The organism is Paenibacillus zeisoli, assembly GCF_003994465.1.
Taxonomy (GTDB): Bacteria; Bacillota; Bacilli; order Paenibacillales; family Paenibacillaceae; genus Fontibacillus; species Fontibacillus zeisoli.
This window is the reverse complement of record NZ_RZNX01000009.1, coordinates 1-22,835: the sequence shown is the minus strand read 5'-3', so window position 1 is coordinate 22,835 and position 22,835 is coordinate 1. Positions and strand designations below refer to the sequence as shown.

Here is a 22,835-nt window from a genome sequence, read left to right as displayed (position 1 = left end):
GGAGGTCCTGAAACTTGGAGCCCGAATCTAGAAAGCATTTTCCGAATCTTGAACGGTTAGAAGAGGCCGCCCGGAATACGTTCTGGGATTATCTCGGCTGCCAGATTGACGAGCTTGACGATCAGAGGGCGGTCGTTTCTTTTGACATACAGCCTCATCATCTTAATCTGATCGGCATTCTGCATGGCGGCGTTCATGCGGCTGTGATCGACTCTGCCATGGGTCTGATCTTAATGCTAGCCAGGCCGGAGTCCAGCATTGTGACGATTAATTTGAACATGAATTATGTTGCCCCTGTGCACGAGGGCAGGGTGATTGTGACTGCCAAAATCATTCACAGCACTAGGAAGCTCATGACTGCGGAAGCCTATGCTCGCAAGGACAATGGGGACCTGCTGGCTTTTGGTACAGGAACCTTCCGTGTGCTGGATAGGCCAGCCCGGGAGGCGGATCAACTACCGGGTAGAGAGCACGGTAACGAAGGTGCAATTGAGCTTTAAGGAATATGAGGGATCTAATGAACCAGCTTCCTGACGTAGGATTTGAGAGACCACAAAAAGCAGCCTCTATCCTGAGAGAGCTGCTTTTTTGTGCTGCTTACTGCTGTGATATAGTGCTATTTCTAGTGCTAGTCTTGTTGGTTAGTTGCTCATCCTTGTTTTGGCTTGCGGGTCATTTCTGCAAGAACGTCCCACTGCTGCGGGGTTACCTGCCTAAGGTCATTGAACTGACCTGCACCCTGCAGCCATTCCCCGCCGTCGATCGTAACCACCTCGCCATTGATATAACCGGCATAATCCGAGATTAAATAAGCGGCAAGATTAGCCAGTTCATCGGCACTGCCTACTCTGCGCATGGGCACCCGGTTAATCATCTGTTCTTCCAGCTCAGGTGTTGGGGAGAGGCGGGACCATGCCCCTTCGGTAGGGAAGGGACCTGGCGCTATGGCGGCCTGCCGGATACCGTAAGGAGCCCATTCCACAGCCAGCGATCTGGTGAGAGCAAGTACACCTGCTTTGGCAGCAGCCGATGGAGTAACGAATCCGGAACCCGTCGAAGCATAAGTCGTTACAATATTCAGCATGGTCCCTGGATGTCCCTGCTCGATCCATCTTTTGCCGACTTCAAGTGTCATATAAAAAGTTCCATGCAGCACAATATTCAGCACCGCGTCCACGGCGCGGGGAGATAGACGTTCGGTCGGACTGATGAAATTACCAGCCGCATTGTTCACCAGAACATCCAGACGCCCGAAGTGATTATAGATAGCCTCGATGAGTTCATGAATCTGAGCCGGGTCGCGAACATCGCAAGGTTGGTAGAATGCATTGTAACCGCTATCAATAAAGGTGTCACAAGCTTCCCGCAGTACCTCTTCGCGGCGACCGGTTATCGCAATACTAGCCCCAAGCTGAGCGAACCTCTGGCCCATCGCAAGTCCGAGTCCGGTGCCACCTCCAGTAATAAGTACAACCTTGTCTTTAAGCAGATCTGTGCTAAAAGGTTCCATGGCTCATCCTCCTTCATCATTTAGTAGAAAGAAAACATTACATATTCCAAGTATAATATATGCCGTCCTGATCCGGGACATTTACATGGATTATCCGCTGTTGTCACCAGACAACGTGCTAATTTCTTTCTTGTTCCGCATACATATGAGGGAGAAGAGGGGAGTGGGGGCGTGGACAAGAAGGTGGAACTATATTTTGAGTTGAAGCAGCAGCACAAGGCAATTGAGCTTCAGCTTGCTGAACTTCGCAGTGAAATAACTGGCTATCTGGGCGATCATAACTTCACCGAGCTTGACATTGGCAGCTATAAGATTAAGCTGGTCCAGCAGGAGCGGAGGGAATTTGATGAGAACAAATTGTATCAGGCACTTCAGGGCCCGGAGCTGTGGCGGCTTGCATCAAGGCCGGATTCCTCCAAAATCTCAAGTCTGCTTAAGCTGAATGTCATCTCAGAAGCCCAGTTGAAAGATACCTACTCAGTTAAGCCGATAACTCTTCTCCATGTTGAGAAGAAATAGCCTACTAACCAAAAACTCATAGATCGAAAACGGACACGGCTTCCTGGTTAAGGATGGCCGTGTCTGTCTGTAGTCATTGAAGACTGGCAGCTGGCATTAGCTAACGCAATCATTAGATGGACTTAAAGTTCTCATATGATACAATTTATCCCAGGAGAACTTAGTATTAAAAGGAGGGGCAGGAAACATGCGAGAAGAACAGGAAATATTCGAGGGCGAAGGATATAACAGGTCGTACGCAATAGCTACGGGTCTACCGATTTTGAATCTTAGGGGTAGCATACCGCGTGAAAGTAACGGCCAACTACCGTTTCCGTGGGTGACAACGGGCATCAGGATGGATAAAGAACAGATGTTGGAAACCGTTATGAAGCAGAAGACACTCGAGTATTTGTTTAATATGCAATTCAGTAAGGAGGAAATGACCGACCGCAATTTGGTTGTAGGCTGTTATGAATACAGGAATCCGAATGACAAGGAACAAATATTGCTATATGCGCTGGTTTCGTTGAAGGAATTTCTCGCGAGATATGGCGATGAACGGTCATCGGAGATTCTGATGCGAGTTGGCTGCACATACGAGAAGATTATGGAGGAATGTGATGAAGCCATTAAAGAACACTTTGCAGTGTTGCGCCAGTCAGTTCATTTAAAGAATTTGAGGGACAAATATGATGTCGTTTACGCGTGGAGTGAAGAGGAAGGGGTAAAGACGTACATAATCAGATACACCAAATCGAGTTATACGAAGATTGTAGCTAAATCATTCGAAGAGTTGACCAAACTCTATGATGAGCAACGGAAGAAAGATGCGAAGAAGACGTTCGCGACTTTGGAGCCGTTAGAAGCCTTCATGCAAGCATAAGAAATCCTAGCAGAAAAGTTTACTGTCCGGACCCCATTGGGTAAGCAATGGGTACAGAGTGCAATCTCAGCTTTATTATTGCAAATTTAACTAACAAGGATGAAGTAGCATGGAATTGCAGCGCGAAGGCAGCGTAATACGGTATCAGCGTGGACAAGTTACTCGTGAGCGTGATTTGGTTGTTACGGAGCACCCGGTCACCCTGAAGATCAATGGCGAGGAATTCGCCACCCTGGTCTGTTCACCCGAATATATAGAAGATATGGCGGTTGGATATCTCGCTTCCGAAGGGGTCATTAAGGAGTATGGAGATATCGAGGAGCTCTGGGTTCAAGAAAAAGAAGGTTTTGTACACATCAAGACAAGCCGGTGGAACCCTCAGCTTCAGAAGCTGTATACCCAGCGATATATCACCTCCTGCTGCGGTACTAGCCGGGCAGGATTTGTGTTCTTCAATGACGCGAGAACAGCTAAGGTGATGAAGGATGTGCATGTTCGGATTACGTTCAAGGAGATCTTTCAACTGATGGATGAACTGCTTCTGAGGGCGGATTTATTCCAGCGCACCGGCGGAGTGCATAGTGCTGCGCTCTGTGATACGAAGCAAATTCTGCTTGCGCGCAGTGATATTGGACGCCATAACGCGCTGGACAAAATCTACGGTCATTCTCTGAAACAGGGGATGAACCTGGAAGATAAAATTATTGTATTCAGCGGCCGAATTTCTTCGGAGATCCTGCTTAAGGTTGCCAAGATCGGGTGCGAGATCGTTCTGTCGAAATCAGCTCCAACGGCTCTTGCCCTGGAGCTTGCCGAGGAGCTCGGCATTACGACCGTGGGATTTATACGAAGTGATTCGTGCAATGTGTATACTCATCCCCACAGAATTGTCGAATGTCAGAACATGGGGAGAACACTATGACAGTCTACGATAAGATCAGCCGCAATCTGAGGGACCTGCGCATTTCGGTCACGGATCGTTGTAATTTCCGCTGCCGTTATTGTATGCCTGAAGAAATTTTCGATAAAGATTATCCATTTCTCCCTACCGAGCGGGTTATGTCAGCCCAAGAGATTGTGCGGTTGGCACGCCTATTTGTCTCTCTGGGTGTACGGAAGCTCCGGATTACAGGCGGAGAGCCTCTGCTTCGTAAAGATCTTCCATCTATTATAGCTGAATTGGCCCTAATCCCGGGTACAGAGGACCTGTCGCTGACCACCAACGGCAGCCTTCTGGCTTCTCGTTCAAAGTTGCTTAAGAAGGCAGGCTTGCAGCGGGTTACAGTCAGCCTAGATTCGTTGGAAGACGAGACCTTTATGTTCATGAACGGAGGAAGGTCGAGAGTGGAGCCGGTGCTCGCGGGAATTGAAGCGGCCAAGCAGGCCGGACTTCAGGTGAAGGTGAACATGGTCGTGCAAAAGGGAGTGAATGATCACTCGGTCATTCCGATGGTGGATTATTTCAGAGGCCAGGGGATCATCCTGCGCATGGTTGAATACATGGACGTAGGTAGTACTAACGGCTGGAACCGGGAACAGGTTGTAAGCAAGCAGGAACTGTTGAAGATGATTGGTGAGAAGTGGCCCATTGAACCGCTGAATCCCAATTACACCGGAGAAGTCGCGACCAGGTACCAATTCAAGGATGGGATGGGTGAGGTCGGATTTATCTCGTCCGTCAGCGAGGCTTTTTGTTCCACATGTACGCGTGCCCGGCTATCTGCGGAGGGGAAGCTGTACACCTGTCTTTTCGCTTCCAGAGGACATGATCTGCTGGAGCAGCTTAGAGCCGGGAAAACAGATGAAGAGATGACGGAGGCAATCCGGTTGATCTGGGAAGGGCGACACGATAAGTATTCTTTGGACCGGGGAACTCATCAGGGGGACGGGCCCCGGGTGGAAATGTCCCATATTGGTGGATAAGGACAAGAGGACCTTCTATATGGGGGCAAAAAGGTAAAAGCCGTGATCGCCACAAGCTGGCTGACCACGGCTTTGTTTAATTTTAGTTAATCTTGATAATCTTCAGACGCAGCATTCTGCGTTTACTTGTCCTGAGTGTTCCCGTGGGAGCCTCCAGATGACGGGCGTGTTCCGTCCGGTCTCTCGTTCGCCAGCGCGTCCGGCAGATCCACGCTGTCCGGGTAAGAATCCTTGACGAACATGCCGGATTCCTTGTCAATATCGCGCTGGGTTACCAAGTCGTCCTCTTCATGGGTTTCATTGTGTTCACTCATTCCTTTGACCTCCCTTACTGATGCATTCTATATATATATCCCCGTTTGAGCGATTAACCAATCACGAAAAAGAGAAAGCCGCAAGGGCCTTCTCTTCTCACTTTCTATAGGTTTTGAATTACTAGATCAGCGCAATAGCCAGAAGTGTGAACAAGCTCAGAGTTAAAATATCATTGGCATAACCATAGTTATAGGGTGAAAAAGCGGATGTGCGGATCGGACCGCCATCTTCTGGCCGAAGATAGACATTTTCCGGATCGACATCAACAATAGTTCCTTGGTAATGCTGTCCGTCCACTGTAAGTATACGGACTTTCTTATTCATACACTGCAGACAATTATAATAGGCTTCCATCAGATCACTCTCCTCTCGTATAGTTGTATAGTATGAGCAGAGGAGTTTCATGGAACGGCATTGGTACCCATAATCCGGGGATAAGGCGCTCGTTTTTTCAAATCGTAAGGAGTATGCTATATTTGTACAAATAACTATAAAAAAGGAGCAGACCGATGCAGGTTATCGATATAGTACAAGTTCAGAACAGAATCGATTCATTTAAGGACCAAGATATCTACGTTCATTTGGAGTTAACAACGGGAGCTTATGCATCCCATCACGACAGCTCGAAGCATCCGGCTGCCAATTTCATAACCAACGCAGTTATTCGTTATTCCAATGGCTCCATTGTCGGCAGCAACGGCATATACCGGGCAGGACTCAAGATGGAGCACGGCTGGTTATACGCGGAAGGTCTTACAACCTGGGATGAAAGTGATCCTGACAGGCTCATTCTTGCCGGGCATGATGGTCAGGGTAAGCTGGTTGTCGCTCTGCAGCTGAGCAGGGAGCCATTCTAATGGGGGAGGAAATGAATATGATGCATCAGCGGATACTAGTTGTGCTTCCTCATCCCGATGATGAGGCGTTCGGATTGTCAGGCACACTGGCCAAGTATATTCAGGAGGGAGCCCAAGTGACTTATGCCTGCCTGACCTTGGGTGAACGAGGCCGGAATATGGGCATACCGCCCTTTGCTAACCGGGTAACTCTTCCTGATGTGCGCAGAAGTGAGCTTCTGGAGTCTTGCAAGGCAATTGGAATTCAAGACTTAAGAATGCTTGGCTTCCACGATAAGACGATTGAATTTGAGGACAAAGAGCTGCTGGATGGCCGGATTATGGAGATCTTGCAGGAGATTCGTCCAACTCTTGTATTTACCTTCTACCCGGGATATAGTGTGCATCCAGACCATGATGCCACCGGAGCCGCCGTATTGCGGGTCATGGAAAGCCTGCCTGCCAAGGAACGTCCGCCGCTGCTCTGCTTGGCATTCTCCAAGAACTGCTATAGTGTTCTGGGTCAGCCGGATGTTAGTGTGGATGTGACCGAGTTTCTGGAGCACAAGATGAAATCCATTCAAGCTCACCGTTCCCAGTTCCAGGCTGCCGAGCTGCTTGGAAACAGAACGCTGAAGGATAGAGAAATTCTGGATCGGTTCGGAACCGAACGGTTCTGGACCTACCCTTTGAACAAGTAAGGCGGATATGAAGGGATTCGGTGTTGACGTGAAGATCTCCAGGCTTTTGGCCTGGGGATCTTTTTTTGCTCATATATGATCTTATTGGAAGATGAAGACCTGATGAAATCCTAAATTGCCGGGGTTTTTGACCGATAATAAAGAGTAAACATAATTTAATTTTGGATTTCGGAGATGATCGGATGCATCACAACATACTGCAGGGACAATACAACTATTGGATGGTGCTTCTATCTTTTATTATTGCGGTATTCTCCTCTTATTCTGCCCTAACCTTGGCAGCCAAAATTAATCATGCCAGAGGGCGTGCCCAGCTGGGCTGGCTGCTCGCAGGTTCTTGTGTCATGGGCTGCGGCGTATGGGCCATGCATTTTATCGGGATGCTGGCTTATAATCTGGACATACAAGTTACTTATAACACAGGAATCACATTTCTCTCGCTTCTATTTATGATTCTGGCCTCCTTTATCGCATTCCAGATCACCTTGCCAGCGAAGGTTCGCTTCAGACATCTTGCAATTGGCGGATTCTTCATGGGCGGCGGGATCGTCGCGATGCATTATACCGGTATGGCAGCCATGCAGATGAGGGGGACCCTCACTTATGATCCTCAATATTGGTCACTTTCCGCGATCATCGCTCTAACAGCGTCCTATGCCTCGCTGTACTTGTTCCTGAAATTCAGAAACCGCTCGTCGGCGAGCGCAGCGAAATGGATCTCTGCGGTGATTATGGGCCTGGCCATCTGCGGGATGCATTACACAGGTATGAAGGCTATGATCTTCTCTTCCAACCATAACGAGAGAGGAATGGTACCGAATTCAGATACGGATATGCAGATCAAATTGATCCTGCTCGTATGTGTATCGGCTGCAATCCTGGTCATCCTCCTAATTTCCTCGCTGGCTGTCTACTTTGATCGGAGAATCATGAAAGGGATGGCTTTCACGGATGAATTAACCGGATTACCAAACCGGTACCGGATGAATCAGTTTTTTGATGCTTACGACTTTCGTGGACCCGATGATCAAATGGCCCTGATGTTCATTGACCTCGACCGATTTAAGAATGTGAACGATACGTTGGGTCATGATTTCGGAGATATGCTGGTAAGGGCAGTAGGTGACCGTCTTCGGAAGACCATGAATCGGAGTGAAATTTATCGGCTTGGCGGAGACGAATTCCTGTGTGCACTAAGCGGTGCAGGGAGAGCTGAGGCCGAACAATGGGCTAAAGTGCTGCTTGAGGAAATTCAAAAGCCATTTGTGCTGGATGGGTATGAGCTGTACATTACCAGCAGTATAGGGATAAGCCTGTCTCCTCTTCATGGACAGGATCGGCATGCGCTGCTGAAGGCAGCGGATACCGCCATGTATAAGGCCAAGGAGGAAGGAAAGAACCGGTACAGGGTGTTTGATGAATCCCTGGATCAGGGAATGATTCGCCGGCTTGGTCTGGAGAATGATCTGCGCAGAGCCGTGCATAATCAGGAATTCTTCGTATTGTATCAGCCTAAATGGGATGCTTCCTCTGGCAAGGCGGCGGGTATGGAGGCCTTGATCAGGTGGCGTCATCCAGAGCTCGGGATTATCTCTCCTGCCGAGTTCATTCCCATTGCGGAGGAGACGGGCCTCATTATTCCGATGACCCGGTGGATTATGGGAGAGGCCTGCCGCCAGAATCAGCAGTGGCAGGAGGAAGGGTTCGAACCGCAGTGTGTCTCTGTAAATCTGTCGGTGCGTGTATTTGAGAGCCAGAATCTGCTGGATATGATTCAGTGTGCTCTTTCCGGGACCGGACTGGATGCTAAGTATCTTGAAGTTGAGATCACGGAGTCGATACTCGCTTCGGATATTCAAGGGATTATCAGTCAGCTGATGAAGATCAGAGAGCTGGGGATCAAAATTGCTATGGATGATTTCGGATCAGGATATTCATCGCTTGGTTCGCTGGACAAGCTGCCAATTGATACCCTCAAGATTGATCAGCTCTTCGTCCGTGAGTATGAATCGGGCTCCAAGAAGGCGATTATTCAGGCCATAATTACGCTTGGGAAGCAGCTTAATCTGGAGCTTATAGCCGAAGGAGTCGAGACGATCGAGCAATCCGAATTCCTGAACGGCCTTGGCTGCAGTATTATGCAGGGCTATTACTATGGAAGGCCTATGAATGAGGATCAGATCAGGGAATGGCTGAGCACGAGCACAGAATCCTCCACCGTACTAGTCCAAGTGAGTGGACCGCAGTTGAAAATTAACAATCCGGGTAATTAGCGAATAACTGTGACTCCATGAGAGGAGTTCAAGCTGTAAGAGCCAGTGGGAGCACTGGCTCTTTATTCTTGTGTACGGATGCCGAATCGTCCTACTTTCACTGTGCGCGGATAATCGTGAGCTTTTGCACCAGTAACTCGAGACCCAGACTCAGCAAGTAATCTTAAGCTTATCTTAACTTTAGCTGGAGTTAATCATTACTTAATTTCGCCAAACTATACTTGAAGGGAAATCAAAAACCAGGCTGTTAAGGAGCGATTCCCTTTGGTTCGAACACGATCCCTATACCGAATATTTAAATGGTTCTTCCTAAGTCTACTCGTCCTAGCCGCTGCAGGTGTGGCTTACGAACAAATTTCCGAGAATATGACCAGGCACAAATATCAGCCTCCAGGACAACGGCTGGACATCGGCGGTTACAAGCTCCACATGGTCACCCAAGGCAAGTCTGCCGGCCTGCCAACCGTGGTTCTGGAATCGGGACTTGGTGTCCCGAATCCTGGTGACGATTGGAGCAAAGTTCAGCCTGAACTGGCCAAATTGACGAAAGTAATCAGCTATGACCGGGCTGGTTATGGATGGAGCGAGCTTGCGGATTCAGAGCGGACAGCTTCAGCGTCAGCACAGGATCTGCATAAGCTCTTGCAAGCTTCGGGTGATCCAGGACCGTATGTGCTGGTAGGCCACTCCTACGGGGGATTTATCGTGCAAATGTTCGCTTCACTCTATCCAGAGGATACCGCAGGCTTGGTCCTGGTCGACAGTTCACAGGTAGGGCAGCCTCTGAGCTTCTCGGACTGGCAGTTATTCCTGATGCAAGCCTCCAGAATTACTGGTGTGAATCGTCTTATAGGAGCCTTGGGACTTGTTACTCTGCCCGATCAAGACTCGAAGTCCAAGGATTTGTTCTACCAAATGGCCTATAACCGCAACCATACCAGCGAGCTCCGTAATATGATGACGAAGTCCAAGGACCAAGTCCAGGCTGCTGAGTCGCGAGGCTTTCACAACTTGCCTCTTGCGGTGCTGGCCGTTCCCAATGAGTACTCGGACTGGATAAATTTGCAGAAGAAGATGTCGGAGTTATCCTCGCATAGTTCTTTTCAAATCGTTCGGAATTCTACTCATTTTGTTCAGAAAGACCAGCCCGGTCTTATTATTAACACAGTTGCCAGCATGCTGGCGGAGATTGGCAAGAAATAATGCTTTTGACTATGCTCTAATTGTTCCTATAATTGAAAAGGCAGCATTGCGTTAAGACACAAGAATTAGATAGGAGTAATGGAGTATGGTTCTGACAGGTGCGATAGTTAATGGGATTGCGGTAGTTGGAGGCGGCTTGCTTGGAAGGCTGCTGCACCGAATACCCGAGCGTATCAAAGATAGCGTGATGAAGGTCATGGGGCTTGCCGTGTCCGTACTGGGAATCCAGATGGGGCTGAAGAGCGCAAGCTTTCTGATCGTGATTATAAGTCTCGTGCTAGGGGCAGTACTTGGCGAGCTTCTGGCGCTGGATGATCAATTGAACCGGCTTGGAGGCTGGCTGGAGAGAAGAATGGGCGGTGCGGAGGAAGGCAGCATCTCCCTTGGTTTTGTTACAGCTACGCTGATCTTCGTTGTGGGAGCAATTGGGATTCTTGGTGCGCTCGACAGCGGCATCAGGGGTAATCATGATGTGCTGTTCACCAAAGCGATTATGGACGGAGTGATGGCCTGCATTCTGACCACTACACTAGGGATCGGAGTGTTATTCTCAGCTCTGCCTATTCTGCTGTATGAGGGTCTTATTGCGCTTGGGGCAACCCAGATTCACCGCTTCGTCTCGGACGAGCTGATGAACCGCTTAATTGCTGAGCTCACGTCAACGGGGGGCATCATGATCCTGGCGATCGGAATGAATCTGCTGGGTCTGGCCAAAATTAAAGTGGCTAATCTGCTGCCGGCAATTGTCGTCGTAGCGGTGCTTGTTACAATATTTGAATAGCCGGTTAGAGGCTGCGGAACATAGGCGGAGAGGTATTTATGAAGGCGCATATAGGCAGAAGCATATAGGCACTACGTATATAGGCAGAAGCGGGTTCATCATAGGTCGCAGAGTTTTTGATCGAGCCGGAGCTTTAACCACTGTAATTCCTCGCGGATACAGTGGTTTTTTTAGTATAAGGAAACAGAGGGAGAGAGGGGCAGATACTTACTTGATCATTCTAGAAAATCAGGCTAAGCCCGCGCGGTGTTTTTTTATATACACCGTACAGGCACGACTGGGCGGCCGCCCACATACAATGAAGTGACCGCACACAGGTTGCACGCATTTATGCAGGAGGTGGCAGCATTGCCCGGATTGTTTACCGCAATTGCATTGTTCATCAAACAGTTGACCCTTCTCGTGTCCTATGTCAAAAATAATGCATTTCCCCAGCCGTTAACCGAGGAAGAGGAAGCCAAGCATCTCCAGCGCATGGCGGAAGGCGATCCTGTCAGCCGCAATATTCTGATTGAGCATAACTTGAGATTAGTCGCCCACATCGTCAAAAAATTCGACAACACCGGCGAGGATCTGGAGGACCTGATCTCCATCGGTACGATTGGCCTGATCAAAGCCATTGAAAGCTTCCGGCTGGGCAAAGGCACCAAGCTGGCAACGTTCGCGGCTCGTTGTATAGAGAATGAAATCCTGATGCATCTGCGTTCACTCAAGAAGACGAAGAAGGACGTCTCCCTGCATGACCCGATCGGGACGGATAAGGAAGGCAATGAGATTACTTTGATCGATATCCTGGGCTCCGAGAACGACGATGTCGTCGAGCGGGTGCAGCTCAAGATGGAGAAGAGCAAGATCTATCAGAACCTGGATATCCTGGATGAGCGGGAGCAGGAAGTGATCCGGGGAAGGTTCGGACTGGACCAAGGCGGAGAAGAGCGGACACAGCGGGAAATTGCGAAAGAGCTGGGGATCAGCCGGAGTTATGTGTCCCGGATTGAGAAGCGGGCGCTGATGAAGCTGTATCATGAGTTTTATAAGGCGAAGCGGTGAGAGTGGCCCGGGATGGGAATCCCGGGTTTTATGATGTTATTAATTTTTTGAAATGAAATAGACAAGCAGGTTATGATTAATATCAGAGTTTTGATTTAGATTTTCCGTATGTTGCCGAAGCTGAAATGATTAATTTGATAATGAACGAAAACCGTGATTATCTTGAAGCGACCCAAATTCCCTTTAGAGAAATATCCTTACAAATAGAGCAAACAGGGTGTTTAAACGAATGGGTATGGAAAAAAGCTGTAAAAAGCCCGATGAAGGAAAATTATGCTGAAGTTATTTGCCAACATGGGTATATAGCATCGATATCCCATCATGATTAGGAAGAAAGATGGTGAAGCAATCCAAGGGAATTAACCGAATCGTTTCTCGAAAACGAGTGAAGGATTGACAAATGAATTATGCAGTAATAGCTGTGGTATAATCGAGCTATAAAGAAAAAATGAGGTGTTTGTATAAATGATGAATCTTACGCAGGACCTTGCTAAATTGATTCGTTTAACGGGTGATCGGGCGAAATTGGATGCTAAAGCAAATGGGACATATATAGTATATAAAACAGCTGAAGGGCAATTTGTGAAAGAAGATAGCTCGGGGAAGATCGAGAAAATGAACGAACAGGAATTTAAGCATGAATGAGACAAGTGCAACCATGTTTGTGTTTGCTGGAAATAATGGAAGTGGTAAGAGCACCATTCGCAATTTGATTGTTGACCGACTTGGGGTAAGTGTGAATATTGATCCGGATGCACTTGCACGCAAAATTAATACTCTAAATCCTGAAAAGAGTAAAGTATCTGCTGGCAAGGAAGCCATAAGGATGGCCAGAGAATGTATTCGAAGTAAGTGGGATTTCACGGTGGAAACTACTCTAGCCGGTGGTAACGTTATTCGGCAGATGATAGATGCAAGGGACAAAGGCTTTGAAATTATTATGTTTTATGTAGGACTAGGAGATGTCAGACTTAATATTGAACGTGTTGCTACGCGTGTGAAAAATGGTGGTCATCATATTGAAAGTGAGGATATTATTAGACGAAATGTAACGAGTATGAATAATCTGTTGTCTCACTTGGACCTTATAGATCAACTAGTCGTTATTGATAATAGTAAAACAGATGGTGAAATTATTCTTGGAGCAGATAAACATGGAATAAAGTATTATATAGATGAATTGCCTGATTGGGCACAAGTAATTGATCAACAGTTACAGACCAGAGACAAAACAAAAAAGCAAACCAATTCGAATCGGGAACGATCGTAGTTGGTTTGCTTTTTTTTACATCTTATCGTGTCTATAACCTCAAAAAATTTGAAAACACCGGCGAGGATCTGGAGGACCTGATCTGAAACTATAAAAGGAAATCCGTAAATACTTTTATTAAGGATTACTATGGCTACTTCGATCCCTCTCCAACTCGAGATTACTCATCGCTTCAGCAATAGCACGGTCCATTTCAGCGCATGGTTGCTTTAGCATTTCTCCGTGACCAACAGCTAATAAGGAAGGACAATGCATACGAAGTTTGACTGCACTTTCCAATGCAACTTGTTGATTCCAGGTAGCCTTAGCAGGGAACGGGAACAACGGTCGAAGTTGTCCGCTTACTGCAATCCCACCTTCAGTTTGAAAAGCGTCACCGGCAATTAAGGATTTGCAACGCAAATCAAGAAATGCCATCGAACCAGGTGTATGACCCGGAGCAGCCACAGCGAGTAGTGATCCAATCTTGTCTCCATCCTGGAGCTGAAAGTCGGCTGGCGTCTGCAAGTTTTTTGGAATTATGCCGCGGATCGGAGTATTGGCTTCACCTGGGTCAAGTGTGTAGTCACCAGCCATCAAACGGGCTTCCCTGCTGGAAATATAGACAAGTACATCAGGGATCGCTTGCTTTAGTTCATCGAGTGCCCCAACATGATCATGATGAAGATGGGTAAGAACGATCCGTGTAATCGGTTTACCTATCTGACCAGCTAATTGAAGAATTTCATGTGAACACCCAGGCATTGCAGCATCTGCAAGGGTCAATCCTTCTTGCTCTTCGACTAGATAGCAATTGACCGATAGAGATTTATTATTATAAAAAGTTAATTGGTAAAGTGTATTTTCGTGTATAATTCGCACGTCCATTTACATCATTCCCTTCACATAGAATCAGTCACCATGTAATCTTTTCAGAATGCCAGGTTCCTTTCACATTATGTTTAAAATTGAACAATTTGTTCGTTTTCGATTATAATATTCATAAATAATTGGATACAATAACCAATTAGGGTCTGTTTGTTCCAAATAGTACAAAATGAATGAAACTGTTCAGCAAAGGGGGGCAACGATGGGCGAAAAAAAGGAAGACAGACGAGTTCAGCGTACGCGAAACATGCTGTATGATGCCTTGTTCGATCTTATGATCGAAAAGGGATACGACGCCATAACCATTCAAGATATTATTGACCGGGCTAATGTAGGGCGGTCCACTTTTTATTCACATTTCATGGATAAAGAACAACTGCTATTGGGCAACATCGAACAACTGCGCGAACTCCTTAAGGAGCAATGCAGCACACATTCTTCCCTTTCTACTGAACGGGTTGGCGGATACCGGTTCGGTTTCAGTTTGGCCATGCTTCAGCATGTTCAGAGCCATAAACAAATATATAGAGCAGTTACCAGCAAACAAGGCGGTACACTTGTCCTGTACCACATAAAACGTATGCTTATGGAAATTACACGAGAAGAGATTTCAGCCATTCTTCCAAATTCGGATAATTCAAAGGTGCCTCAAGATGTTGCAATAGATTTTGTTGTCAATACATTTTGGTCCATTCTTACCTGGTGGATGGAGAACAATATGCCCTATTCCGCAGCTGAAATGGACCAGATGTTTCACACCCTGGCGTTTTCCGGCGTGAGTGCGATTCAATGATCTATTGCACATAAAAGAGGTCAACCAGTATAAACTGGCTGACCTCAAATGGGATGGGCAGCGATAGATTTGTGTTCCTATTCCTATATCATTTCACCCCAACGATAGATTTAATATCGAGAGTTTGTAATTCTGCATTGAAATCATATGTATCTGCACAGGCAGTCAAAACATATCCTTCCTCTAAAGAAAAGGTACGAAAGTACCATAGATCTCCTTCGATTAATTGTACTTTGGCTATCGCATCCCCTTCAACAGTGGAGAAGCTGTCTAGGGGGATGGACAGTCCTTTGCCAGTGGCCTTGATATAGCTTTCCTTCGCTGTCCAGATACGAAAAAACTGTAGTAATCTCTCTTGATGTAACGGATGACTCAGAATGGAGTTATATTCTTCCTTCGTATAGAACTGCCTCGCTACTTCGGGATCCATCACATTAATTCGCTCGATATCTATCCCGATCCGTCCGGATGGACCTGCTGCCATAACGACCCAGTCTCCGGAATGAGAAACATTGAAGCTGGTATTTTGGCCATGTCCCAGCAGAATGGGCTTGCCATATAAATTTGTGCCGAACTCCAGTTCTGCAGCCCTGCAATTTAGCATTTGGGACAGCACGGCTCTGGTTAGCAGGTCACCGGTAACGCCGCGCAGCATGTCCTGTAAGAACCGAAAGCCCAGCAGCTTACGCCGTCTTTCTTCCGGGAGTGTAGCCAATATGGAATCCAGATTTTCTGTTGGAAATTCCGTTATCCGAGCAGCATATACCTTAATCAAATTGTTATCACTCCCAAATAGTATAAATAGCTGGAGACTGAGACTGCTGTATATTTTCATAGTATACGCTAACCTGACGTAGTTGAGGAGCTCCCATGTTAATCAAGAGTTTACCAAAATTATGCAAACGTTTGCGTATAAAGTGTTTAGACAAGTTGAGAATTACTGGCGGATTGAATGACAGCTACATGAGGGCTTTTGAAGGAATGGTATGGGTATTCTGTGATTGTCGCCTGATTCTATGGAACTAGTAAATGGGTTTGTATATTAATTTTATAGTCTTAGAAGCATAATTCATGGAAAAATTAATAAATTTTGCTTGATATTTTGGATGGATTTCGATTATCTTTAATATAAAGTTAAATACAAAAATTAGCAGTTATTCGCTAACCGATCAGTTATGTAATCAACACTGTGCAATCCTTTGCACACCGTATGTTTGCTTGCTAAGTAATTTCTTCCCAAATAAAGTATGCGCTTTCATATTAAAGGGGGCAATTTATGCATAACAAAACGCTAGTAGATTTATTTGAGGTAAGCGCACACACGGATAAGGGGATTACCTTTATTGAGAAAAACAAAGATTCGCTCGTAACCTATCGCCAGCTCTACAACGATTCGTTAATGCTGTTATACCTTCTGCAAGAACGAGATTTACACCCCGGAGACAAACTCCTATTTCAAATTGAGGAGCCACGAAGTTTTCTCACTTATTTTTGGGCCTGCCAGCTCGGAGGGATTATCCCGGTCCCTGTAACCGTAGGAACAACGCCTGAACACCGCTTGAAAGTGCAGCGAGTATGGGAAATTACAGAGAAGCCTTGTATCATCGCTTCACCCGATCTTCTTCATTCATTTACCGAACACATGGGACATGATTCCCCGGATCCGCTGACTCTGGAATTCCTAGATAGCTTAAGGGATGCGGACGAAATGATGTCTGACTTGTCCAGGCAGGGAATCCCGCATGCCGCACAGCCGGAGGATATCGCACTCATTCAATTTTCATCTGGTTCTACCGGTGATCCCAAAGGTGTCATCCTGACTCACCGCAATTTGCTTACCAATATTGACGCCATTCTGACCTCTTCGGCAGCCGCTCCTTCAGACAGGTCACTAAGCTGGATGCCGCTTACACACGACATGGGATTGATCGGATTTCATTTATCGCCTCTTGTCGGACAGATGGGCCAATGGATGATGCAGCCCAATCTATTCCTGCTAAGGCCGCACATTTGGCTACACAAAGCACACGAATATCAGATTACGCAGATATGCTCTCCTAACTTCGGCTACAAACACTTCATGAGCCACTTTAACCCACAACATGCCATCGATTGGGACTTATCGTCCATACGCTATATTTTTAACGGTGCCGAACCGATCTCACCACAATTGGCACAAGACTTTTTATCTCTCCTGGAACCTTATCATTTGCAAAAGAAAGCGATGTTTCCTGTATACGGTATGGCGGAAGCGAGCGTCGCTGTTGCTTTTCCACCAGTGGAAGAGGAACTTCAAGCTGTCTATGTAGACCGCAAGCAATTAGCCTTTGGAAAGGAAGTGACCTATTCTTCACCAGAAAGTGAGACAAGCATTGGCTTCGTAGATGTTGGCTATCCCATAGCCCACTGCAAAGTACGAATATGCGACGACGACAACGCGCTGCTTGGCGAAGGTTATGTCGGGAACATTCAGATTAAAGGAGGAAATGTTACAAGAGGGTATTACCGTAATGCCGCTGCCACGGAGCAGGCTTTCTCCGAAGATGGCTGGCTGCTGACTGGCGATTTGGGATTCATGCGGCAAGGCCGACTGGTCATTACGGGCAGAAAGAAAGACATCATTTTTGTAAATGGCCGCAACTATTTTCCACATGATCTGGAATGGCTCGCACAGGAGGTTGAGGGGATTGACCTTGGCAAAATCGCGATATGCGGAATTACCAACCAGGCCCTAGGCAGAGACGATGTAGTGGCATTTCTTCAGCACCGCGGCCGCGGCGATTCTTATGCTGCATTGGTGTGGGAGCTGAAAAAGCATATTTCCAGGACCATTGGCTTGGAACTGACCTGCATTCTGCCTGTCCGGCATATTCCGAAGACGACTAGCGGGAAATTGCAGCGTTACAAGCTGGTAGAGATGTATGTGAACGGGGATTTCGCCGAACAGGTGCATCACTACAAAGAACTGCTTAACTCCCGAGCTGAGGAAGCTGGGAAAGAACCTCCAGCTGATGAATTGGAAAGCCGGATGGCTGAACTGTGGTCGGATGTACTGGGACAGGGAACGCTGATCGGCGTAACGGACTCATTTGCCGATTACGGAGGGGACTCTTTGAAAGCGGCTGTATTGCTGGCCAGAATCCATAGACATTTCCATGTGGAAGTGCCTCCGCATAGATTCAGTAATGACGCTACCGTCAGATCGATCACCGATTACGTCAGAAATTCAGAAGCAAGCCCGTACGTGTCCATTATTCCTGCGGAGCCTGCTGGCCACTATCCGGTTACTCCGACGCAGCGAAGAATGTACATACAGGAGCAGTTTGGCGGTGCGGGGACGGCCTATAACATGCCATTTGCGATCAAGATCGAGGGCGATCTGAATGTTAGCCAGTTGGAAGATAGTCTGCAAAAATTAATCGGGCGTCATGAATCCCTTCGCACGACTTTCAAGGTAGTGGACGGCGATATCAGACAGGTTGTGCACCCGAATGCTGCAGTAGAAATCAGTTCATTATCTGAAGATGAGTCTGAAATTACAGATGTGATTCAGCAGCTTATACGTCCGTTTGATTTGCATAGTTCCCCATTAATCCGTTGCTTCCTGATTGAGGTTCAAGGCAGCGAGGCCTATCGGGTTCTGCTCATTGATATTCATCATATTTGTTCTGATGGCATTTCAGCGCAAATCATGCTGCAAGAATGGCTGCAATTATATCAGGGCAGGGAACTGCCGCCGCTCGACTTGCAGTATCGGGATTATGCGCTATGGACGAAGCAGCAATTGCAGGGTGCGGATTTGGAGCAGGCACGACTGTATTGGTCTGATCGATTGCAGGGTGAAATGCCTGTACTGGAAATGCCTTTGGATGGCAGCAGGCCGCAAGCCAAAACTTTTGACGGAGACACGAGCCGGTTTGTTATTCCTAGAGCAACAGCTGAGCAGCTGCGGATTTTCATGAAATCAAGGAACGTGTCCTTGTACGAGGTGCTCTTGACGACGTATTCCATATTCCTGCATACCTACACAAGGCAGGAGGATATGATCGTGGGTGCTTTGGTTGCCGGCAGGCAGCATGCGGACCTTGAACAGATGCTTGGAGCTTTTGTGAATTATGTACCTGTACGCTTTCAGATCGATGCAAGGCTGACGTTTGAAGAGTACATTAAACAGGTCACCGCACATATGCAGCAGGATTTTGGACATCAGCAGCTCCCATATGATGAAATTGTTGCGCTAACAGGCGGCTTGACGGAGCCTTCGCGTAATCCTCTGTTTGACACGATGGTGATTCTGCATAACCAAATGGATATGGCTCAGGCACTGGCCTCAGATGTTATAAAAGCAACCTACTACCCGCTTCAGGGTTCTACATCTAAGTTAGATTTCAAATTGGATGTCTTTATCAATGGCGACTTCGAACTAGAGGGCGTATGGGAATACAATACTCATCTGTTCCGCAGGGAAACGATAGAGCGATTCAGCATTCATCTGCTTCGATTGCTGGAGCAGGTTACCCTGGAGCCTGATACGCAGCTTGGAGATTTGAAGCTGTTGACGGGTAAAGAACAATCGGCGCTTCTACAAGCCTTTAATCCTGCTCCGGTGCCTTACGCTGAGAACCAGCTTATTCATGATTGGATTGAAGCCCAAGCGAAGATCATTCCTGAGCAGACAGCGGCGATCTTTGATGATGGGCGGCTCTCCTACGGTGAGCTGAATGCGAGAGCCAATCAGTTGGCCCGTGTACTACGCGCACGCGGAGTGAAGCCGGACAGCATCGTCGCGATCATGTTGGATCGTTCACCTGAGATGATCGTCGGCATTACGGCGATCTTGAAGGCAGGCGGAGCTTACCTGCCGATTGCGCCGGATGCTCCGGTGGAGCGTGTCCGCTACATGCTGGAAGATAGCGCGGCCAGGCTACTGCTGGTGCGTGGTGACCAGTTTGGCGATGCCCGGTTAGAGGGTGAACAATTTAACGATGATTTGGTTGGCGGTGCGCGGTTTGACAATGAACAGCTTAATGCTGATCAGCATAACGGCGCTGAACAGTTTGACGTAGAGCGCATTTCGCTGGATGAAGAAAGCCTGTATCAAGGCGACGCCAGCGATCTGCCGCCCGCAGCCCACGCGAGAAATTTGGCTTATGTGATCTATACGTCAGGCTCGACGGGGAACCCGAAAGGGGTCATGATCGAGCACCATTCCGTAATCAACCGGATTACGTGGATGCAGAAGGCCTATCCGCTTACAGCGGAGGATGTCATCTTGCAAAAGACGGCGTTCACCTTCGACGTATCAGTGTGGGAGCTGTTCTGGTGGGCGCAGGCGGGAGTCGCTGTGCACTTCCTCGTTCCGGGAGGAGAGAAGGACCCGGAACAGATTATTCAGGCGATTGAGACAAATCAGGTCACGACGATGCATTTCGTTCCGTCAATGCTGCATCTGTTCCTTGCGCATCTGGAAGCAAGGCCCGAGCATCTGGAACGCTTGCGGAGCCTGCGCTATGTGTTCGCCAGCGGTGAAGCGCTGCTCGTACATCAAGTGGAGCGGTTCCAATCGCTATTGGGCGAGCGGTATGGTACGAAGCTGATTAATCTATACGGGCCGACTGAAGCTACGGTGGATGTGTCTTGCTTCGAGTGCAAGGCAGGCGAAACACTGAGCAGCGTGCCGATCGGAAAGCCGATCGACAATACGGAGCTGTATGTCGTAGACAGCCATTTGCGGCTGCTGCCGCCGGGGATTCCAGGCGAACTCTGCATTGGCGGTGCGGGACTAGCCCGAGGCTACCTAGGTAGGCCCGAGCTGAGTGAAGAGAAGTTCACGGCGAATCCGTTCCGGCCGGGCACCCGCATGTACCGGACGGGGGATCTGGCGAAGCAGCTGCCGGACGGCAATATCGAATATTTGGGAAGACTCGACCATCAGGTGAAGATTCGCGGTTACCGGATCGAGCTTGGTGAGATTGAGCACCTGTTGCTTCAGCACGAAGCTATAACGGAAGCAGCTGCGATTGCGAAATCAGCGGGCGGCGAGCATGCCGATTTGTACGCTTATTTCGTTGCCGATGAGGCTATTGATACGGCAGAGCTGCGTTCCTTCATGAGAACCTTTGTGCCGGATTATATGGTGCCTGCTTATTTGGTACAGCTGCCAAGCATGCCGCTATCAGATAATGGCAAAATCAACCGTAAAGCGTTGATGAATGCCGTAAGCGAAGTCTCGTTAACGAAGGAATACACAGCTCCGCGGACGAAGGCGGAGACAGCGCTAGCCCAAATTTGGCAAGAGGTGCTGAGGGTAGAACGTCCGGGAATCGACGACGACTTTTTTGAACTGGGTGGCCATTCCCTAAAGGCAGCGCAAATTGTATCGAAGATACATCAAATTTTCCAAGTGGAAATTCCACTTACGGAGATGTTCCACAGGTTGACCATTCGCGAGCTGGCAAGCTGGATTGAACAAGCAGAGCAGCAAGGCTATGAGCCTATTGCTGCTGTGGAATCAGGGAGCCATTATCCGCTGTCCTCGGCCCAATCGCGGATGTATATTTTGGACCGAATGGAAGGGATCGGAACGGCCTACAATCTTCCTTTTGCCATGGAGATCAAGGGCCGTCTTGAAATAGACCGGGTCAAAGCGTCATTTCAAGCGATTATGAATCGCCATGAAACACTTCGTACCTCATTCAGTATGCAGGATGGCGAGTTAAGGCAGGAGATTTTGGCTGCCGATACGGTGGAGCTGCCTATTACCTTTAGTGCGGCAACGGTAGAAAACGTTGATGCGGCGATTCATTCGTTCATCCGACCATTTGATCTTCATAAGGCGCCGCTCTTGCGAGTAGGGATCCTAGCGCTGTCCGAGGAACGACACTTCATCGTATGCGATATGCACCATATCATCTCGGACGGGATATCGATCATCGTGCTGATGGAGGAGTTCATCCAGCTGTATGCGGGCGAAGAACTGTCACAGCCGAATGTCCAATTTAAAGATTACACGAACTGGATGTCCCAGCGGCTCACAACGGAACATCTGGAGAAGCAGGAGACCTACTGGCGTCAAGTGCTTCAGCAGCCACTGCCATCAGCAGAAATGCCGCATGATGCGAAGCGGGCCTCGGCGCTTTCTTTCAAAGGAGACCGCTATACATTCGAGCTGCATCCAGCTGTCAATCAGCAAATCAAATTGTTAGCTAAAGAAACCAACACAACGCTGTACATGCTTCTCTTGGCGGTGTGTAACGTGCTGCTCGCCCAATATACGGGACAGCAGGATATCATTATCGGCTCGCCGGTATCGGGAAGGCAGCATCCCGATCTGCAGAGGGCGATCGGAATGTTCGTGAATACGCTGGCGATGCGCAATTATCCGGAAGCCTCCAAGTCATTTAGAGATTTCCTGCAGGAGATCAAAGCGAACAGTCTATCCGCCTTTGAACATCAGGATTATCCGCTGGAACTATTGCTGCAGAAGCTGAATATTTCACGCGAAATGAACCGCAATCCGCTGTTCGATGTCTTGTTCGTGGTTCAAAATATCGGAATTGAAGACAGCTGGGAAGCGGCTGGTCTGGGCTTTGACCGATATCCGCTAGTCAATCCGGCTAGTAAGTTTGATCTAACGATAGAAGTAACCGAGACGAAAGTAGGTCTTACATTCACGTTGGAATACAATACCGAACTCTTCCGCAGAGATACGATAGAACGACTTGGCGTTCATCTGCTTCGATTGCTGGATCAGGTCATCCTGGAGCCGAATACGCGGCTTGGGGACCTGCGGCTGCTAACCGATGAAGAACAATCTCAGCTGCTGAAGGCCAATAATCCAGACCCGGTGCCTTACGCAGAGAACCAGCTTATTCATGAGTGGATGGAAGCCCAAGCGAAGATCAGGCCTGAGCAGACAGCGGCGATCTT

20 protein-coding genes are annotated in these 22,835 nt (G+C 48.0%); 15 read left to right on the top strand and 5 right to left on the bottom strand.

The annotated features are described in order from the left end of the window. Window positions 1-14: 14 nt before the first annotated feature. Entirely contained in the window at window positions 15-500 is a 486-nt protein-coding gene (locus tag EJP77_RS16785; protein WP_127200409.1) for a PaaI family thioesterase, read from the top strand. A 149-nt stretch (window positions 501-649) separates the two neighbouring features. Here the strand turns inward: EJP77_RS16785 and EJP77_RS16780 are convergent, their stop codons facing one another. Further along, window positions 650-1,510 (bottom strand): SDR family oxidoreductase, encoded by an 861-nt coding sequence (locus EJP77_RS16780; RefSeq protein ID WP_127200408.1) that lies wholly within the window; start codon window positions 1,508-1,510, stop codon window positions 650-652. Window positions 1,511-1,681: 171 nt separating this feature from the next. Between EJP77_RS16780 and EJP77_RS16775 the strand changes: the two genes are divergently transcribed. From EJP77_RS16775 to moaA, 4 genes are all read left to right on the top strand, one after another. Next, window positions 1,682-2,029 (top strand): hypothetical protein, encoded by a 348-nt coding sequence (locus EJP77_RS16775; protein ID WP_127200407.1) that lies wholly within the window; start codon window positions 1,682-1,684, stop codon window positions 2,027-2,029. A 187-nt stretch (window positions 2,030-2,216) separates the two neighbouring features. Next, window positions 2,217-2,894 (top strand): hypothetical protein, encoded by a 678-nt coding sequence (locus EJP77_RS16770; protein WP_246021922.1) that lies wholly within the window; start codon window positions 2,217-2,219, stop codon window positions 2,892-2,894. Between the two features lie 109 nt (window positions 2,895-3,003). Next, the gene (gene fdhD, locus EJP77_RS16765) at window positions 3,004-3,816 is read left to right on the top strand and encodes a formate dehydrogenase accessory sulfurtransferase FdhD (protein WP_127200406.1); all 813 of its coding nucleotides are present in this window, start codon (window positions 3,004-3,006) and stop codon (window positions 3,814-3,816) included. After that, window positions 3,813-4,817 carry a GTP 3',8-cyclase MoaA gene (gene moaA / locus EJP77_RS16760; protein WP_127200405.1) on the top strand — a complete coding sequence of 335 codons (1,005 nt, stop codon included), beginning with the start codon at window positions 3,813-3,815 and terminating at the stop codon, window positions 4,815-4,817. The genes fdhD and moaA overlap by 4 nt, the downstream gene beginning before the upstream one ends. 122 nt (window positions 4,818-4,939) lie before the next feature. Here the strand turns inward: moaA and EJP77_RS16755 are convergent, their stop codons facing one another. Then, window positions 4,940-5,131: a hypothetical protein gene (locus EJP77_RS16755; protein WP_127200404.1), complete on the bottom strand. Its 192-nt coding sequence runs from the start codon at window positions 5,129-5,131 to the stop codon at window positions 4,940-4,942. Between the two features lie 121 nt (window positions 5,132-5,252). Then, entirely contained in the window at window positions 5,253-5,486 is a 234-nt protein-coding gene (locus tag EJP77_RS16750) for an LSm family protein (RefSeq protein ID WP_127200403.1), read from the bottom strand. A 155-nt stretch (window positions 5,487-5,641) separates the two neighbouring features. On the opposite strand from EJP77_RS16750, the gene EJP77_RS16745 reads away from it, so the two are divergent. From EJP77_RS16745 to EJP77_RS16710, 8 genes are all read left to right on the top strand, one after another. Further along, window positions 5,642-5,989 carry a YojF family protein gene (locus tag EJP77_RS16745; protein ID WP_127200402.1) on the top strand — a complete coding sequence of 116 codons (348 nt, stop codon included), beginning with the start codon at window positions 5,642-5,644 and terminating at the stop codon, window positions 5,987-5,989. 20 nt (window positions 5,990-6,009) lie between these two features. Next, window positions 6,010-6,669: a bacillithiol biosynthesis deacetylase BshB2 gene (gene bshB2, locus EJP77_RS16740; RefSeq protein ID WP_127200502.1), complete on the top strand. Its 660-nt coding sequence runs from the start codon at window positions 6,010-6,012 to the stop codon at window positions 6,667-6,669. 182 nt (window positions 6,670-6,851) lie between these two features. After that, complete coding sequence (locus tag EJP77_RS16735) at window positions 6,852-8,942, top strand: bifunctional diguanylate cyclase/phosphodiesterase (RefSeq protein ID WP_246021921.1); 2,091 nt, start codon at window positions 6,852-6,854, stop codon at window positions 8,940-8,942. Window positions 8,943-9,206: 264 nt separating this feature from the next. Next, window positions 9,207-10,145, top strand: a complete 939-nt coding sequence (locus EJP77_RS16730) for an alpha/beta hydrolase (protein WP_127200401.1) — start codon at window positions 9,207-9,209, stop codon at window positions 10,143-10,145. An 85-nt stretch (window positions 10,146-10,230) separates the two neighbouring features. Next, window positions 10,231-10,926 carry a DUF554 domain-containing protein gene (locus EJP77_RS16725; protein WP_127200400.1) on the top strand — a complete coding sequence of 232 codons (696 nt, stop codon included), beginning with the start codon at window positions 10,231-10,233 and terminating at the stop codon, window positions 10,924-10,926. 348 nt (window positions 10,927-11,274) lie between these two features. After that, the gene (sigK, locus tag EJP77_RS16720) at window positions 11,275-11,976 is read left to right on the top strand and encodes an RNA polymerase sporulation sigma factor SigK (RefSeq protein WP_127200399.1); all 702 of its coding nucleotides are present in this window, start codon (window positions 11,275-11,277) and stop codon (window positions 11,974-11,976) included. A 465-nt stretch (window positions 11,977-12,441) separates the two neighbouring features. Further along, entirely contained in the window at window positions 12,442-12,621 is a 180-nt protein-coding gene (locus tag EJP77_RS16715; RefSeq protein ID WP_127200398.1) for a hypothetical protein, read from the top strand. Next, window positions 12,614-13,246, top strand: coding sequence for an ATPase (locus tag EJP77_RS16710; RefSeq protein WP_127200397.1), 633 nt, complete (start codon window positions 12,614-12,616; stop codon window positions 13,244-13,246). Before EJP77_RS16715 ends, EJP77_RS16710 begins: the two co-directional genes overlap by 8 nt. 117 nt (window positions 13,247-13,363) lie before the next feature. On the opposite strand, the gene EJP77_RS16705 is transcribed toward EJP77_RS16710, so the two are convergent. Further along, window positions 13,364-14,107, bottom strand: coding sequence for an MBL fold metallo-hydrolase (locus tag EJP77_RS16705; RefSeq protein ID WP_127200500.1), 744 nt, complete (start codon window positions 14,105-14,107; stop codon window positions 13,364-13,366). A 208-nt stretch (window positions 14,108-14,315) separates the two neighbouring features. Here EJP77_RS16705 and EJP77_RS16700 point away from each other — a divergent pair, with 208 nt between their 5' ends. Further along, window positions 14,316-14,906: a TetR/AcrR family transcriptional regulator gene (locus EJP77_RS16700; protein WP_185897382.1), complete on the top strand. Its 591-nt coding sequence runs from the start codon at window positions 14,316-14,318 to the stop codon at window positions 14,904-14,906. A gap of 88 nt (window positions 14,907-14,994) precedes the next feature. On the opposite strand, the gene EJP77_RS16695 is transcribed toward EJP77_RS16700, so the two are convergent. Beyond that, window positions 14,995-15,681: a 4'-phosphopantetheinyl transferase family protein gene (locus tag EJP77_RS16695; RefSeq protein ID WP_185897381.1), complete on the bottom strand. Its 687-nt coding sequence runs from the start codon at window positions 15,679-15,681 to the stop codon at window positions 14,995-14,997. Between the two features lie 501 nt (window positions 15,682-16,182). Here EJP77_RS16695 and EJP77_RS16690 point away from each other — a divergent pair. Then, window positions 16,183-22,835 (top strand): non-ribosomal peptide synthetase (locus tag EJP77_RS16690; RefSeq protein WP_127200394.1); only part of this gene is annotated, 6,653 nt, incomplete at its 3' end.